We start from the raw sequence: 16,821 nt of genomic DNA, 5'->3' as shown, positions 1-16,821 counted from the left end.
GGCAAAATATGAATACCGTTGTTAAAAACTCCTTAGATCAGGATCAGACAGTGAATCAAGAACACACTCAATTTACAAACCCAAATCCGACAAATGGTCAGCAGGGTACTTCATTTGTGTCGCAGTTCGAAACACCTGCTTCTGCTAAGAAAGATCAAGCACAGGGCCAAATCAAACTTAGCACGTCAGATGTACATGTTTACTATGGTGAAGCTGAGGCGATTAAAGGGATTGATCTGAATATCTACGAAAATGAAGTGATTGCATTTATTGGGCCATCAGGTTGCGGTAAATCGACCTTTTTACGTACGTTGAACCGTATGAATGACACGATTGATAGCTGTCGTGTGACGGGCAAAGTGATGTTGGATAATCAAGATATCTATGACCCAAACCTCGATGTGGTATTGCTTCGCGCTCAAGTCGGTATGGTATTCCAAAAACCAAACCCATTCCCAAAGTCCATTTTTGACAACGTGGCTTATGGTCCTAAACTACACGGTTTAGCACGTGATAAGTATGACTTAGAAGAAATTGTAGAAAATAGCTTGCGTAAAGCAGGTCTTTGGGATGAAGTTAAAGACCGTTTAAACCAACCGGGCACAGGCTTATCTGGTGGTCAGCAGCAACGTTTATGTATTGCGCGTACGATTGCAGTGAGTCCTGAAGTGATTTTGATGGATGAGCCATGTTCAGCGCTTGACCCGATTGCAACAGCGAAAGTAGAAGAGCTAATTTCTGAGCTTTCAACGCAGTATACGATTGCTATTGTGACGCACTCAATGCAGCAGGCGGCACGTGTATCAGACCGTACCGCTTACTTCCATTTAGGTGACTTGATTGAAGTGAACTCAACCGAGAAAGTCTTCACTCAGCCAGATCATCAGCTAACTGAAGCCTATATTACTGGTCGTTTTGGTTAATTTGAAATATTTAAAAAAAACAGAGCCTAAGTGCTCTGTTTTTTTATGAACGAGCATTTAGTTTGCTGATTAAACAGCCATGATAATGGGCATTGTGTATTAGAGTCATAGTAGACAATAGGTGAGCAGGTGTGCTGTCTACGAGATTGACTCATCTTATAAATGATTAAATGTGAAAGATAACGCATTACAGAATAAAACAAAAAATGGCTATTGAAAAAAAATGCCATTGACCTAATCTAGGTCATATACCGATGTATTATTTTAGAGAATATAATTTCTATGTTATTTCATTTACCGAAACTTCCCGCTGAAATTCGAATTACACATTTAAATGCGCGTATCAATGAACAACGTAAAAAAATTGCGCAAACTACAGCCTCTAAATTGGAGCTATTGCAGTTGACTCAGCAGTTAGCGAAAGAGTCTCGTCATCGTAAAAAAGCCAATCAAAAAGTTTATGTTCTAGATTTTAAAGGTGATACTGCGGCAACAGCGGTAGAAAGCTTACGTGAAGAAATTACCTTGATTTTAGCGACAGCTAAAGCAGGGCGTGATCGTGTTGTGGTACGTTTAGAAAGCCCAGGTGGTATGGTGCATGGTTATGGTTTGGCGGCTGCACAATTGGTACGTTTACGTGATGCGGGTTTCAACCTCACTATCTGTGTCGATAAAGTTGCAGCAAGTGGCGGTTATATGATGGCATGTATCGCCAATCAGATTATTGCTGCACCTTTTGCGGTTGTCGGTTCAATTGGTGTGGTCGCACAAGTGCCTAACTTTAATCGTTTATTGAAAGAGCACAATATTGATTTTGAACTGTACACAGCAGGCCAATATAAACGTACAGTGACGATGTTTGGTGAAAATACAGCAGAAGGCAAGGCGAAGTTTGAAGAAGAGCTGCAACAGACGCATGTGCTGTTTAAACACTTTGTTGAAAAATACCGTCCACAACTCAATGTTGAGAAAGTGGCGACGGGTGAGCATTGGTATGGGCAAGATGCTTTAGATTTGAATTTGGTCGATCAGTTACAAACTTCGGATGCTTATTTGCTTAATTTACTGACCGATCATGATGTTTATGTCATTTCAACGCGTAAGAAGCCGACTTTAGGTGAGAAGTTGGGTTTACAAGCTGCGCAAATGGCAGATGCTTTAGTACCAGCAGTCATAAATAAAGTGATGGAAAGCTTAAGCAAAACTAATGCAAATTTGGTGCAAATGCGTGATCCAAAACTTTAATATTTAGTTCTCTGATTCATTTAAAAAGTCTGGTTCCAAAATACGCCAAAAGCAATTTTAGAACCAGACTTTCTTTTTTTGTCTTAAGCCAAGTAAGCTTTAATCATTTTCACTAGACGTTCAATCAGTTGATCCGCCTGTTCTTTGCTAATGTTCAACGTCGGTAGTAAACGCACTACAGAACCCGCAGTGACGTTAATAATGGTGTGGTATTCATCACGAGCGATGTTGACCAAGTCACCACATGCTTTTGGTAGTTCAATACCAATCATCAAACCAAAGCCACGGACAATCACATTTTGGTCGGCAAGCTGGTTGCGCAGTTGTTCTACGATGTAAGCGCCTTGTTCAGCCGCATTTTGAACAATATTTTCTTTTTGCATAATGTCGATGATGGTATACACCACACGAGACCCCAATGCTGAACCACTATATGTTGAACCGTGGTTACCTGCAGTTAGTACGCCTACACCACGACCTTGAGTCATCACTGCACCAATCGGAAAACCATTGCCTAAACCTTTGGCAGTGGTCAGTACATCGGGAATGATGTTGGTGTGTTGGTAGGCAAAGTATTCACCTGTACGGCCATTCCCTGTTTGAACTTCATCCAGCATCATCAGCCAGTTGTGTTGATTACAGATCTGACGAATCTCTTCCAAATAGCTAAAACCTTGTGGAGCAGTATTGACTCCACCTTCGCCCTGAATTGGCTCGACAAAGATCGCGACAATGTCTGGATGATGAATTGCGGCTTCTTCAATGGCTTCAATGTCGCCGAATGGGACACGAATAAAACCTTCAACCAATGGGCCAAAGCCTTCTTGGACTTTTTTATTGCCCGTTGCTGATAGGGTCGCCATAGTACGACCATGGAAAGAGTGTTCTGCGACAATGATCTTGGGGTTGGCAATGCCTTGCATGTAACCAAATTTACGGGCAATTTTGATTGCACCCTCATTGGATTCTGCACCACTGTTTGAAAAGAATACTTCCTCCATGCCAGCAACTTCAGCAAGTTTCTGTGCGGCTGCTGTTTGCCAAGGCACTTCAAACAAATTACTGGTATGAATGAGCGTTGCAGCTTGTTCTGCAATTGCTTCTGCAATAACAGGATGTGCGTGACCTAAACCACAAACTGCAATGCCTGTTAGTGCATCGAAGTATTCAGTACCATCCGCTGTATAAAGATAAGACTCTCGGCCTCGGACAAAGCTGATCGGCTGACGGCCAAATACGGGCATCAAATGAGTGGGTTGATCAGTTTGTACAGGAGCAAGGGTAATGTTATTCATGACTAACTCTTATCTGTTAGAGGGTAAGTGAAAGTCAATATTAAGCAATTATGCTTGTAGTTTTAAAGCCTAAATTCAAATAAAAACCGAAATATTGCTTTAGGCATACTGTTTTTCTACGTTTTGGGTATAATGCGGGTTAGATTAGTTGAGGATTGATCAATGACTGAACAAGCACGCGATACCGAAGCGTTAATTCGTGACCAAATTGCAAAACACGCTGTACTTCTTTATATGAAAGGCACCCCACAGTTTCCACAATGTGGTTTCTCTGCACGTGCTGTAGAAGCGCTTAGTCAAATTGGTCGTCCATTTGCTTATGTGAATATTCTTGAAAATCCAGATATTCGTGCTTTGTTACCACAAATTGCAAACTGGCCTACATTCCCGCAGTTATGGATCAACGGTGAGTTGATCGGTGGTAGTGATATTATTTTAGACATGTTCCAAAAAGGTGAATTACAACCTTTAGTTGAACAGTATAGTCCAGCACCTGAAGCTTAATCTTCAGTTGTAAAAAAGCGCCGTTGAGGCGCTTTTTTTTGTTTGAGGGAAGGGGTTAATCCACTGTAGTTACAGTACTTTCGCTTTCAGGAGATTGTTCCACTGTGTTTTCAGTTGCAATGGCCTTCTTTTCAGCTTTTGTCTTTTTTTTGTCTTTCTTCTTTTTTTTCTTTTTCTTCGGCTCTTCTTCAAACTCAGCACCATCTTCAATGGCTTGCCAATAATCTAGCTGATCCATCACCGCCGCATAAATAGACTTCTTGGTGTAGCGTCCTTTTTTGTCTAAAGTGCCGACTGGTCGAGCCATAAGTAGCTCAAGTGCTTGATCAATCGTGTCTATGGCATGAATGTGGAACTGGCCATTTGAAACCGCTTCAATCACATCTTTACGTAACATGAGATGCTGCATATTTTGACGCGGAATAATCACACCTTGTTTACCAGTTAAGCCTTGCAGTTTGCATGCATCGAAGAAGCCTTCAATTTTCGCATTGACACCACCAATCGGTTGAACTTGACCTAATTGGTTCATTGAGCCTGTAATCGCCCAAGACTGATCAATCGGCAGCTGACTAATCGCTGAGATTAAAGCCGAGAGTTCTGCAACCGTAGCACTGTCACCATCGACTTGACCATAGCTTTGTTCAAAGGCAAGTGCTGCAGAGAAATGCAGAGTTTGTTCACGACCGAAATGTGCTTTTAAGAACGATGACATAAGTAACACGCCTTTGGCATGCAGAGAGCCACCGAGCTCGACACTACGTTCGATATCTAGAATATCGCCGCCACCTTGATACACAGACGCTGTTAGACGTGATGGTAAGCCAAACTCAACATCTGCATAGTGAATGACCGAAAGTGCATTAATTTGACCGAGACGGTGTCCACGTGTTTCGATGAGCTGTGTACCACGTGACAAATCCTGCCAATAGAGCTCACGTAAATAGCCTAAGCGATATTTGCGATGGTCTAATGCCATATTAATGTGTTGATCCGAAACGATTTTATCACCCGCTTGAAATGCATGGTGATGGGCTTCACGGATCAAATCCCCCAAAGTGAGGGCATGTAAGGATAGTGAGCTTTGATCTTCAGCTTGGCGACTCGAATCGGTCAACAGTGCTGATAGAGCAGAGCGGTCAAAGGGGAGGAGTTTATCAGCTTGGACATAGTCTGCAATGAGCTGCATATAGGCTTGTTCATTGGTTTCATTACGCTGTAGCGTGTCGGTAAAATCGGCACGAATTTTAAAAACGCTGCCTAGTTCTGGCTCGACCTCGAGTATTTCATAGTAAATTTCAGGTTCAGCAAGAAGCACCACTTTCAAGTTCAGTGGAATCGACTCTGGTTCAATTGAAATACTCCCCGTAAGCGTTAACATGTGTTCCAAGGAGGATAGTTTTAACTGACCTGACTTTAACGCACGCTTTAAACCCTGCCATGCATAAGGTTGTTCAAGTAGTTGTTCTGCTTCGAGCATTAAGAAACCACCATTGGCTTTATGTAATGTGCCCGGGCGGATTAAGGTAAAGTCTGTAGTAATGGTGCCATGTTGAGTCAGTTGCTCTACGTGACCAAGTAAATTGTAATGAGTTGGGAAATCTTCAAAAATAACCGGTGCGCCAGCATTAGGCTTATGCGACACAATGACGTTGGCTTGGTAACGTGAGGGAATACGGCTGAATAGACCTGGGCTAAAATCGTCTTCCTCTTGTTCTAAGACTATTTCAACATTGTTAATAATATCTTCGGCATAATGTTTTAAATAGTCTTTTAAGCCTTCAACTTCAGCAAACTTAGTGAGTAACTGTTCGACTTTAGGCAATAAAACTTGCTTGGCAATATCACGGTTTAATACTTGAACTTTATCGCGGGCATCATCTTCCAAGTCACCTAAATGCATACCCAAACGTTCAAGCTTTTTATCCATATGGCGGATATTGGCATTAATTTCAGAGCGTTCTTTAGAGCTGAGTGCGTTAATGTCAGCTTGTGTCATTTCTAAGACTTTATCGTCTACATATTGGACGGGAATGAAGCAGTGCTCATCATTGCGAGACACCAGTTTCAGATCGAGCTCTTCACCTTCTTTGGTCAGTTCAATCAAAGCTTGTTGCTGAACATCACCCGTTTGTTGGCGAATGGCTTCTATACGGTTGTGGTAGGTTTCAGCAGTAAAACGACGTTCAAGTTGTTTTAGTGTGGTCTGCCATGTTTGATGCAACATGGTTTGAAATTTTACCGCCTGACCTGCAGGGAGCTCTAAAGCAATCGGTTGACGTGGACTTTTAAAATTATAGACGTAAACCCAATCGTTTGGTGTCGGCATATTCTTGGCGTGTTGCTGTAGCAAACGCTTGACCATGGTGCGCTTGCCCAAGCCAGCTGTACCTACGGCAAAGATGTTATAGCCAGAATAAGGTAAGGAAATGCCTGCTTCAACTGAAGCACGTGCACGGTCTTGCCCTAAAAAATTATTGAGCGGTTTAATACGACGCGTTGAGGCTGGAATCTTATCCAGAGCAGGGCTATGCGTCAGTTGCTCTGCTTGAAGTTGAGTCTTTGCTAAAGTCGTTTGAATTTCGGGTTGGTCAAATGCTGAACTAAGGTTGTTTTCTAGAGTTTCTGGGGGATTTAATTGGATATTTGCAGATAAAGAAGAGTTCATTTGATCGTGTTTTTGGGTCACTTTGAAATCCGAAACTAAAGATTGCGTTAGAAACTTAAAGGTATACAGGTTTAGGGTAAAAGATCAAGCAAAGTCGCAGTCTTTGTCGACAAAAATAGAACATTGATTTTATAAATCAGGTTGAAACAAATTGTATTAAGGGTTTGAATAGCAACATTGGTTTTAAGACAACAAAAATGTAATGACAACACAATCTTCAGGATGGAAATCCGCTTTTACTGCATTTTTAGATCGCCGTGCGTTGATCATGCTGTTTTTGGGTTTCTCAGCAGGTATCCCAATCCTGTTAATTTTCTCTAGCTTATCATTATGGTTAGGTGAAGCAGGTATTGATAAAAGTGCTGTGACTTTTTTTAGTTGGGCAGCGTTGGGTTATTCCTTCAAATTTGTTTGGGCACCTTTGATAGATGAGTTACCCGTACCAGGGCTGACCAAAGTATTGGGTCGCCGCCGTGCATGGTTATTGATCGCACAAATTTTAATTATTTGTGCGATTTGTATTATGGCATTTTCAGATCCATCTCTTGGTCAGAGCTATCTTTACCAAATGGCTGCGGGTGCTGTGCTTTTAGGTTTTTCTGCTGCAACACAAGATATTGTGATTGATGCCTATCGTATTGAGCTAGCAGAAACGCAAATGCAAACGGTATTGGCTTCGACTTATAACGCAGGCTACCGCATCGGCATGATCGTTGCGGGCGCGGGTGCGTTATTTTTAGCGGCTTATTTGGGTACAGCCAAAGGCAACTATATTTATGAGGCGTGGAAGTGGACCTATTTGGCGATGGCTGCGGTCATGTTGGTCGGGATTGTAACCACTTTATGCATACGTGAACCACAAGTGGATCGGGTGCGTAAAGAATATAAACGGGTCGATTATTACCGTTTGGTGGCGGTTTTCTTTGTGTCTGTGGTGAGTTTTGTACTGAGTTATATTTACTCTGGCAAGCTTACAGAAATGTTGATTCAGCTTTGGTCGATCAAAGATAGTTTTGCACTGTTTTGTTTTGAAGCTACACGTTTTATTGGCTCTGGTGCTGTGGCTTTCTTTGTGGGTTCAAGCCTAGTAAAAATGGGCGCTGTGAACAAACAAATGGCTTATGAAACATGGGTCAATCCTGTTGCTGACTTTTTCAAGCGTTATGGCGTGAAATTGGCGTTGGTATTGCTATTGTTGATTGGCTTTTATCGTATTTCCGACATCATTGCAGGTGTGATCTCCAATGTCTTTTATCAAGATTTAAATTTCACCAAAGAGCAGATTGCTGAAGCTGTAAAAGTGTATGGGGTGATTTTTAGTTTGGTTGGTGGCTTTTTAGGAGGACTACTGGCGCAGCGCATGAACATCATGAAATTGATGTTTGTCGGAGCAATCTTGGCCAGTTCGACCAATCTTATCTTTATTGGTTTGGTCAAATCAGGCCAGCCTTTAAATGATGTGGTGATTCATGTCGGTGAGCAAAGTTTCACAGCCCAAGCGGATGAGACAGGTGCATGGAAAATTAAGGTTCCTGTTGAGCAGCTTCAGGCAAATGAAAGTCTAACTGCAACCGCAAGTTTTCAGAATGGTACTTCACAGCCTATTTCGGTCACATTGCCATATATCAGCCAAACAGCTGCATCTACGGCATTGCTGTTGCTTCCGATCACGGCTGATAATGTGGTTAATCAACGAGAGGCTGAAGGAAGCATTGTGGTGCGAGGTCAATACCTTGCGACACTGGCTGAAAACCAGAGTATTCAATTGAACTTAGATGGTCAAAGCTTTGATGCAAAGTTAGACAAAGACGGTGTGTTTAGTGCAGCTATTCCTGCAAAACAGCTTCTTGATTCAAACTCTAAAAAGCTGAATGCCACATTGATGCAAAATAAGCGCGTACTGCAAGAGGCTACATTAAGCTACAACGTGGACACTGCTTCTGGGAACTCTTCGACTTTAGATGTTGATCTTCAACCAATCAACTTAAACAAAGCGGTTGATGGGCAGTTAGAAGTTAAAGGAAAGGTGATTAAAGAATATAGTTCAAAATGGCTCTATTTTGCGATTATTGTCGACAACTTGGCATCAGGTTTAGCAGGTGCTGCATTTATTGCATTCTTGTCAAGCTTAACCAGTGTGTCTTTTACTGCTGTTCAATATGCAATTTTTAGTTCCTTGATGACATTAACACCTAAAATTTTAGGTGGATACTCAGGGACGATTGTGTCGAATATTGGCTATCCAAATTTTTTCTTGATGACGACACTGATTGGCATACCTATTTTAATTTTGGTGGTTTGGGTGGCGAAACTTCTACGTGAGCATGCTGCTGAACAAAGTTAAAGCATCTATTTATATCGAAATGAGAAAGTAGTCATTGTGGCTACTTTTTTATGGCTGAGATTTGAAATATAGAGCAGCATTGCCTATATTGGGTGGCTGAAACAAAATCAAGAGGTAATTCCAATGCGCATGTTACATACCATGCTACGTGTAGGCAATTTAGAACAATCTTTGGCGTTCTATACTGAAGTGCTTGGTATGACTTTACTTCGTAAGCGAGATTATGAAGAAGGTCGTTTTACTTTGGCATTTGTGGGTTATGGCGATGAAGACAATCATACAGTTTTAGAGCTGACACATAACTGGGATACGGATAGTTATGAATTGGGCAATGCTTATGGCCACATAGCTATTGCTGTAGATGATGCATATAAAGCTTGTGAGGAAATCAAAGCACGCGGTGGCAATGTCGTGCGAGAAGCAGGTCCAATGAAAGGTGGAGTTACGGTGATTGCATTTGTTGAAGATCCAGATGGTTATAAAATTGAACTCATTCAGCAAGATAACAATGCGCGTAATAATTAAGCGGTGGCTCGGCAATGAACAGAGAAAAATTTTCAGTATTAATTAAAAAAATATTGAACATATCCTGTAAATGCTAGCTTTATTTATATTGCTCAGTAAGATGAATTTACCCAAAGGTAAATGAGTCGCTGGGCTTTTTCATTTTTAGAGGAATGACAGGATGTTGGTATGTTGAAATTATTGGCATTTGATCGGTTTACGCTATTACTTTTTGTTATGGTGCTCTTAGCTAGCTTTGCTCCAATTTCTGGTCAGGCTGCAAGTGTGTTTAGCGTACTTACGACGGTTGCGATTGCCATATTATTCTTTTTACATGGTGCTAAGTTATCCCGTGAAGCAGTGATTCAGGGCATGATGCACTGGAAACTGCATGCTTTGGTGTTTGCCTTTACCTTTATTCTTTTTCCTATTTTAGGTTTACTGGCAAAACCTGTATTGGTGCCACTACTTGGGCAAGAATTGTACTGGGGATTTTTGTTTATGTGCTTTTTGCCGTCGACAGTGCAGTCTTCTATTGCGTTTACTTCGGTTGCGCAAGGGAATGTGGCGGGGGCGGTTTGTAGTGCATCATTTTCAAATTTGATCGGGATGTTTATTACTCCTGTAATGGTGGCCTTTTTTATTTTAGGCAAGTCAGAACATGGTTTTGACCCAACATCCTCTATTCTTCAAATTACCTTATTGCTTTTGGTGCCTTTTGTGCTAGGCCAAATACTCAGACCTTATGTTTTCCCGTATATGCAAAAGATGCCGAGCATCGTTAAAGCATTTGATCAGGGCTCGATTTTAATGGTGGTGTATGGTGCTTTTAGTGGTGCTGTGGTGGCGGGTTTATGGCAAGAAGTCAGCCTGAGTACACTGCTGATTCTGATTGTCGTTTGTTCAGTGTTACTGACGATTGTTATGCTTTTGGGATTATTTCTGCCACGTTGGTTAGGCTTTAACCGTGCGGATCAGAAAACAATTTTTTTCTGCGGCTCTAAAAAGACTTTAGCTAGCGGTGTCCCAATGGCACAGATCCTCTTTATTGGCCAGCCTTTGGGGATGATCGTTCTACCTATTATGATTTTTCATCAAATTCAGCTGATGGTGTGTGGAATTATTGCTAATTATTGGGCGAAACAAAGTACGGATGAATAATAAAATTTACAAAAGCTAAGTTCAGAACTTAGCTTTTGTAAATGTCTAAACACAGTTGAACACTTTTTTATATTAAATATATTAGAGAATAAATTTATAAAGATAATAAAAAATATCTGTTTTTCTGTAGGTTATAGCAATATCAGCCTTGTAAATTAAGACCTAAACATGAGAAAAAATTGAGATATTGTTGAAAAAATACCATTAATGTCGTTGCAACCCATGTTAAATTTTTGTAGAGAAAATCAATCACAGATGAATGTTGGAACTGGAGCATGCTTATTTAGTTGTGAGACAGAAGCTGCTGAATACTGTAAAAGCAGGAAAAGATATCAAGTATAATGGTGTAAGCATCTTTCAAGAGACTGAAATGGATCAATCAATTGATCCTATGTTTAAATAAGAAATACAAAACATGTTGGACGAAATGTCTTCATCCATACGAAAAGTAAATACTGAAAAATATTGGCCTTTTTTGATTGAACGACTCAATCATTTTGATGAAGCTGAATTTCAACGTATGCTAGAAAAATAATATATTAACTATATGAAAAGCGCAGCTCAGAAGAAAGCTCAAAGCCAACAATGATCTATTTATTAATAGATCTATTTCAGTTATAATATTGCCCACTTGTTGTGCTTAGCTCTGACGGTATCCGTCTCGGTGGGCCAAAAGAATGGTCTGTTATGGTGTTGATCTGCAACTTAATTTAATTAAGTGGGCCTTTCCTCAATTTTGAGAGTGATCAATTGCGATGACAGCAAAACCTTCTTTAACTTTTATGGAGTAATCGACGATGCGCGCCGATATTCACCCAAAATACGAAACTTTAGTTGCTACTTGTTCTTGCGGTAACGTAATCGAAACTCGTTCTGCACTTGGTAAAGAAACTGTTTACCTAGACGTATGTTCAGCTTGCCACCCATTCTACACTGGTAAGCAAAAGAACGTTGACACTGGCGGTCGTATTGACAAGTTCAAACAACGTTTTGCTGGCATGTCACGTTCTATCAAACGCGACTAAGAGCAAAAGAAAAAAACGGGCATTTGCCCGTTTTTTTATGTCTATACTTTTTGCTATAAAGTTATAGCTCCTAGAGTTCAACCATATAACAAAAAGACTCCATCTAGGAGTCTTAACGTTTAGAGGTAGAGAACTTAGCTTTAAGCTTTACTGATCTTGCACGTCAATCAGATGATCCAGTTTTTTCTGGAAATAATCGCCTTGAATAAAGCGGGCATCGACATTCCACGCATTAGCAAACGAAGTCATATCATTCAGATCACGCAACATAATTTGAATGTTTTTCAATTGATGATAGACCGCAACTTTTTCTTGTAATTCTTCTGTGTTGGCATCACTACTGAGCATACGAGTTAAGTTTTCATGCAGAGTCAAATTGTTTATATCCAGTTGGCGTAGGATAGATTCGCTATAAATGGTGTTGCCAAAGTCACGAATTGAGATTTCAGCGCCGTATTGACGAAGTTGAGCAATATACTTCTGCGCTTCAGCAAGATTTTGGCTGATGTCATCCTCTGAGAATTGTAAGATAATTGGATGACTGAGTTTGCTACGGACAATCGTAATGAGTTTGGCAATAAACTCAGGGAATGAGCGGTCATTAAAGAGGACAGCTTTGTTTAAGTTTACAATCAGTTTTGCCTCAGGATATTGAGTAATAAAATTATGTAACTGTTTGCATGACTCAACTAAAATCCAACGATCAAGTTTAATAGACAGTTCAGGGTCTTCACTTAACTCTTTAAGACAAGAAAGATCTTTCCATGTGTTGCCATAAATAAAACCACAAGTCACTTCGTAAGTGTATAAATTGGTATCCTCTTTATCATAGAGCTGTTGGTATTTGAGGTGAATTTCACCACGGTCCAATGCTACATGTAAGGCTTTAAGTATCGTTGGTTCGTTTGCTGTTTTTTCAGTTTCGAGAGTTTCATTAACCGTCGGATTGATGAACTCCATTACGGGCATACTGATACTTGTTTTTTGGTCAATTTCGCAATCGTCTTGATTGGTTGGCAAGGAAGTCGTAAATGCAGTACAGAGTAAGCTTTCAAATTGGTCTTGATTTGAAACTTCACCCTTTAACAAAGTGTATCCAATACGCAAATTCACAGGATAGCTACTCTGATCAACAGTAATCAGCTGTGGTTTAGTTAGTGCATTTAAGGCGATGAGCTTAGACTCAAGTTTGGCTTGGGACTCTGCTTGGAATAATCCCACAATCGTTTGTCCACCCGCTTTGAACAGGGGCACATGAGTCTGTTCGTTTAAAAAGCTGTAAATATTATTGAAATAATCGCGCGTGGTTGCCCAGTTGGCATTAAAAATTTCATCTGGACACGAGCTGAGAGCAAAGCTAACCAAAGCATTGTGATCTGAGGGTTGCTTGGTCAGACTGCGGTTAATTTGTTGATAAATATTTGGACTTATAGGCTGTTTTTCGTTCGGTGTTGTTGGGGTGGTGGCGATTTCAGATTCAACTTCAATTGTAAGTTGAAGGGCATCATCTTCAGGAGCTGCTAAGAACTCGATTTTTAATGGATTCTTAGATTGGGCTTTGCTATTAAGGGTATGTACTTCAAATGCACCTAGGTCAAATTGACCTTGCGAAATTTTTTTGAATCGCTGTTTAAAGTCATTTACATCTTGAGGTTGAATAATATCGAGCAAAGGTTGACCGATAATATCATCCTCAGAGTTTAAGCCGAACAGTTGGAGATACTCTGCATTAGCTGAAACATGAATGCCTTCTTGAATTAATGCGACAGCTTTATTGCTTTCTTCGACCAAAGCTTGCGCCTGATTTTGTGCAGTTTCAAGCTCATTCATGAGTTGCTGTTGGCTTTGAGATAAACGACTTAATGCTAAGGCGCGTAATAAACCTAAATAAAAGGGATCAGCTTGGTTTAAGTCCAAAATGTCATAGACACCCTTACGAATAAAATTTGCGTATTGATTGTCTTGATAGTCATCTGGTTTGAGTAATATTAAAGGTAAATTCACTTGTTTAGAATTGTGAATTAGAGTCAAGGCTTGTTCGTATTTTAAGTCATATGCACGACCAAAAATGACCACATCCCAAGATAGGTGAAGTTGCTTTTCGAAATTTTGTAAATCATCGAGCAAAGTTGCTTGGACTTGATGATCACTAGAAGTTAAAAGGTCACGAATTTGGTTATAACGGATCTGATTATCATCAATAATGAGTAAACGTGTTTCCGTACGTTTTAACTTTTTAGACAATAATGGATTTCTCACTTCAATGCTTCCCATAAATCGTGATTTTTAATAGCATTCATTTGCTTTTGAATAAAACTTTGAACCAGAGGTTCTTGTTGATCGTTTAATAATTCATAGTCAAAACGAATAAAACTTTGTGTAATTAGATGAGCTTTGACTAAATAAATTTTAAGATCTTGATTGCCTAAGCGTAAATGTATGGTCTGCTTTTCACGGTACATATTAGAACCAGGAACGATTAAGCTGGTGTGGACTTCATCAAGCTGTGAGGTTTGAACTAATAGGGCGGGCTGATAGTTCTGGCTATGACGGTCTGTTTTAACCATGACCGCACAAGGGAAGAGGTCTTGTGCCAAGATTTCTAAACCGAGTTCTAAACTTTTTTCGCTTGATTGTTTAATCCAGCGAATTACACCGCCACGCCATTGGCTATGTGCATTTTCTTGAACCAAAATGAATTCACCTGTTTTGAGGTGTGCAGGTGTTGGGCCTGTCCAGCGTATACGATAACCATTGACGCTAATATCAAGTACTTCAGCTGGATAAATTTGTTTAGATTCTCGATCAATGACACGAACGGTACTCGTTTCAACAGGAATATTGCTATTCATCGAGTTGATCACGTGACTTTCATTCTGGAAATTATAATTTCCTTCGAGCTCTAAAGTTTCGTGAAAATTCTTGCCTTTAGATAAATAGAAATGCGCTACAGACAAGCCAAAACAAATTTGTAACTGAGCTGAATATTCGTAACGTTCATGTTTACGTTCAATATTATTGGTCAATAAATTATGAATATGGAAATGCAACGCAGGAGTAAGGAAAATCTTTTCATCCCGTGACAGTGGTTCAGCGCGTTTGGTTTGCATCTCTGTCAAATGATCAAGCAAAGCTTGCGTCGAAATAAAAATATTGGGTTGTATGTGACTATTCTTTTGAGAATTATAAGTTGGAGGATAGTCTTTCGACGCATCGACAATATAGCGAGATAAGGTCGTTTCTTTCGGCAGAATTTGTACTAGTTTTGCCCAATCAAAGCTACACAAAAATAAACCTTGAATTTCACCTGGGCGAATTTGGTGCGTATTAAAAATATCTAATAAAATCAATTGTGCATAAGCTTGGCTAATATTGCTAAGTTGATGCTGTGTTCCTTGAACCTGATTGATATTGGTCAAGTAGAAGTTATTTTGAATGGCTGAATCTAATAGTTGGTGTGCAGCGAGCCATTGTCCCGGAATAGGAGAGCTGTACAGTAAATGCTGTTGATATAACAACAAAGATAGTTGCTGTAACGCATAGTAGCTCGACACGGTGCGTGCAGTTTGCAGATTCTTTTTTTGATGAAATGCAAAAAGGGAAAATTTATTTTGAGTGATTTGCTGAGAAACACGTTTTGCAATGTCGATATACACTTTAGCAAAATGACTACGCATTAATAAGGCAAGCTCAATAATGTGGTCATTGCGATCTGTGGTAATTAAACCCTGATTAAAAAAGTGTTTTTCTAAGCTGGTCAGTACATTTTCTAAATTTGAATGAAGAACTTGAACTAAGTCAAAGCGAAGTGTTTCGCTGACTTGAAGTTCTGAAACTTCAAGGAGAGCTTGAAATAGAGAACGAGAAGAGTCGCCCAATTGCAAAATGGATAAATTCGCTAACCATTCTTGTAAGCCTTTGACTGTGCTTGGGCAGAAACTAAGCTTGTCCAACTTTAACTCAGTTGGCTTTTGGAAGATATCTGAAGTACTCGTCATCATCGTTATTATTTAACTCAAAAAGTTGAAACCCCGAAAAGTGGTGTCTTATTCTTTTCTCCCGCAATTTCCCTCACCAATTTGGGAACCAGATAGCCAGGTAGGTTCGCCAATAATGCTTGATAAAGAAAATCAATGTCCTGCGGGTTTAAATCAAAATGGTGCGCACCTTTTACTTTATCTAAAACATGTAAATAGTATGGCAAAACCCCTGCATCAAATAAACGGTAGCTCAAATCTGTCAAAATTTGAACATGATCATTGACCCCTTTCAATAAAACCGCCTGATTTAAAACGGTGATTTTTTCTGCGACTAATTGCTGTAATTGTCGGCAGGTCAAATCATCCAATTCCGATGCATGATTTGAGTGTACCACTAGAATAATGCGCAGCCTACTGTTTTTTAAGATGGAAATTAGCTCTTCATCGACACGGTTGGGGATTACGATAGGAACTCGTGAATGAATTCTCAAAAATTTAAGTTGAGGTAGACTTTCTAAACGCTCAATCCACACTTTTAATTTGCGATTTGACAGGGTTAACGGGTCTCCGCCACTCAAAATGACTTCATTAATGTCAGGTTGTGACCGAATGTAGTTTTGAATATTGATCCAATCTTCTGACTTTGGCAGGTTTTCTTGATAGGGAAAATGTCGACGGAAACAATAACGGCAATGAACAGCACAAGCTCCAGTTAAGGTCAATAAAAAGCGAGTTTTGTATTTGTGTAAAACACCAGGTTGTTGATTGGCTTCTTCTTCACCAAGTGGATCTGTCACAAAGTCAGGATGTTCTTCAAGTTCAAGGTGATGGGGCAATACTTGCAGCAGGAGTGGGTCAAGTGGATTGCCTTTTTGCATTCTGGCCACAAAAGCACGCGGAACACGGAGCTTAAATTGGGTCGAAGCGAGAAGGGCACCCGACAGCAGTTGCTCAGGAGAAAGCTCTAAAACGTGAAGTAATTCTAAAGGATTGGTAATTAAGTCACTGAGCTGAGATTGCCAATTTTGCTCTTGGTACAAATAATGTGTCATGCCAAATAAAGGGATCAAATGCTAGATAAAAGGAAGTTACGCTATCAAAAGTAATGATGCTGAAACGAGTTGTTGAGGTGTCTACAGCTCAAAAAAGATGTTTTCAAAACACATAAACAG

Annotated in this window: 12 protein-coding genes; 7 read left to right on the top strand and 5 right to left on the bottom strand. The window is 40.1% G+C overall.

Annotation, left to right across the window (positions count from 1 at the left end; all coding sequences use genetic code 11):
- The first annotated feature begins 8 nt into the window (after positions 1-8).
- Both pstB and sohB read left to right on the top strand, forming a co-directional pair.
- Positions 9-923, top strand: coding sequence for a phosphate ABC transporter ATP-binding protein PstB (gene pstB, locus ACE01U_RS00725; protein WP_110974736.1), 915 nt, complete (start codon positions 9-11; stop codon positions 921-923).
- Between the two features lie 261 nt (positions 924-1,184).
- Complete coding sequence (gene sohB, locus ACE01U_RS00720) at positions 1,185-2,168, top strand: protease SohB (protein ID WP_395553176.1); 984 nt, start codon at positions 1,185-1,187, stop codon at positions 2,166-2,168.
- An 83-nt stretch (positions 2,169-2,251) separates the two neighbouring features.
- On the opposite strand, the gene ACE01U_RS00715 is transcribed toward sohB, so the two are convergent.
- Complete coding sequence (locus ACE01U_RS00715; protein ID WP_395553044.1) at positions 2,252-3,463, bottom strand: aspartate aminotransferase family protein; 1,212 nt, start codon at positions 3,461-3,463, stop codon at positions 2,252-2,254.
- Between the two features lie 162 nt (positions 3,464-3,625).
- On the opposite strand from ACE01U_RS00715, the gene grxD reads away from it, so the two are divergent.
- On the top strand, positions 3,626-3,967 hold the full coding sequence (grxD, locus tag ACE01U_RS00710; RefSeq protein ID WP_086209575.1) for a Grx4 family monothiol glutaredoxin: 342 nt from the start codon (positions 3,626-3,628) through the stop codon (positions 3,965-3,967).
- Between the two features lie 55 nt (positions 3,968-4,022).
- Here grxD and ACE01U_RS00705 read toward each other — a convergent pair whose 3' ends face one another.
- Entirely contained in the window at positions 4,023-6,656 is a 2,634-nt protein-coding gene (locus ACE01U_RS00705) for a Lon protease family protein (RefSeq protein ID WP_395553043.1), read from the bottom strand.
- Between the two features lie 181 nt (positions 6,657-6,837).
- On the opposite strand from ACE01U_RS00705, the gene ACE01U_RS00700 reads away from it, so the two are divergent.
- From ACE01U_RS00700 to rpmE, 4 genes are all read left to right on the top strand, one after another.
- Positions 6,838-8,979, top strand: a complete 2,142-nt coding sequence (locus tag ACE01U_RS00700) for an AmpG family muropeptide MFS transporter (RefSeq protein ID WP_395553042.1) — start codon at positions 6,838-6,840, stop codon at positions 8,977-8,979.
- Between the two features lie 123 nt (positions 8,980-9,102).
- Positions 9,103-9,504 (top strand): lactoylglutathione lyase, encoded by a 402-nt coding sequence (gene gloA / locus ACE01U_RS00695; RefSeq protein WP_086209572.1) that lies wholly within the window; start codon positions 9,103-9,105, stop codon positions 9,502-9,504.
- Positions 9,505-9,672: 168 nt separating this feature from the next.
- Positions 9,673-10,644 carry a bile acid:sodium symporter family protein gene (locus tag ACE01U_RS00690; protein WP_395553041.1) on the top strand — a complete coding sequence of 324 codons (972 nt, stop codon included), beginning with the start codon at positions 9,673-9,675 and terminating at the stop codon, positions 10,642-10,644.
- Between the two features lie 797 nt (positions 10,645-11,441).
- Entirely contained in the window at positions 11,442-11,669 is a 228-nt protein-coding gene (gene rpmE / locus ACE01U_RS00685; RefSeq protein ID WP_086209570.1) for a 50S ribosomal protein L31, read from the top strand.
- 147 nt (positions 11,670-11,816) lie between these two features.
- Here rpmE and ACE01U_RS00680 read toward each other — a convergent pair whose 3' ends face one another.
- From ACE01U_RS00680 to epmB, 3 genes are read right to left on the bottom strand one after another with little or no spacing between them, the layout of a single operon-like run.
- On the bottom strand, positions 11,817-13,943 hold the full coding sequence (locus tag ACE01U_RS00680) for an EAL domain-containing protein (protein ID WP_086209569.1): 2,127 nt from the start codon (positions 13,941-13,943) through the stop codon (positions 11,817-11,819).
- Complete coding sequence (locus ACE01U_RS00675; protein ID WP_086209568.1) at positions 13,925-15,670, bottom strand: cyclic-di-GMP receptor FimW-related protein; 1,746 nt, start codon at positions 15,668-15,670, stop codon at positions 13,925-13,927. The genes ACE01U_RS00680 and ACE01U_RS00675 overlap by 19 nt, the downstream gene beginning before the upstream one ends.
- A gap of 14 nt (positions 15,671-15,684) precedes the next feature.
- A complete protein-coding gene (gene epmB, locus ACE01U_RS00670) occupies positions 15,685-16,701 on the bottom strand; it encodes an EF-P beta-lysylation protein EpmB (RefSeq protein WP_395553040.1) in 1,017 nt (338 codons plus the stop codon).
- Between the last annotated feature and the right edge of the window lie 120 nt (positions 16,702-16,821).

The sequence above is a fragment of the Acinetobacter halobius genome, from assembly GCF_044130335.1.
GTDB lineage: Bacteria > Pseudomonadota > Gammaproteobacteria > Pseudomonadales > Moraxellaceae > Acinetobacter.
This window is presented reverse-complemented; position numbering and strand designations above follow the sequence as displayed.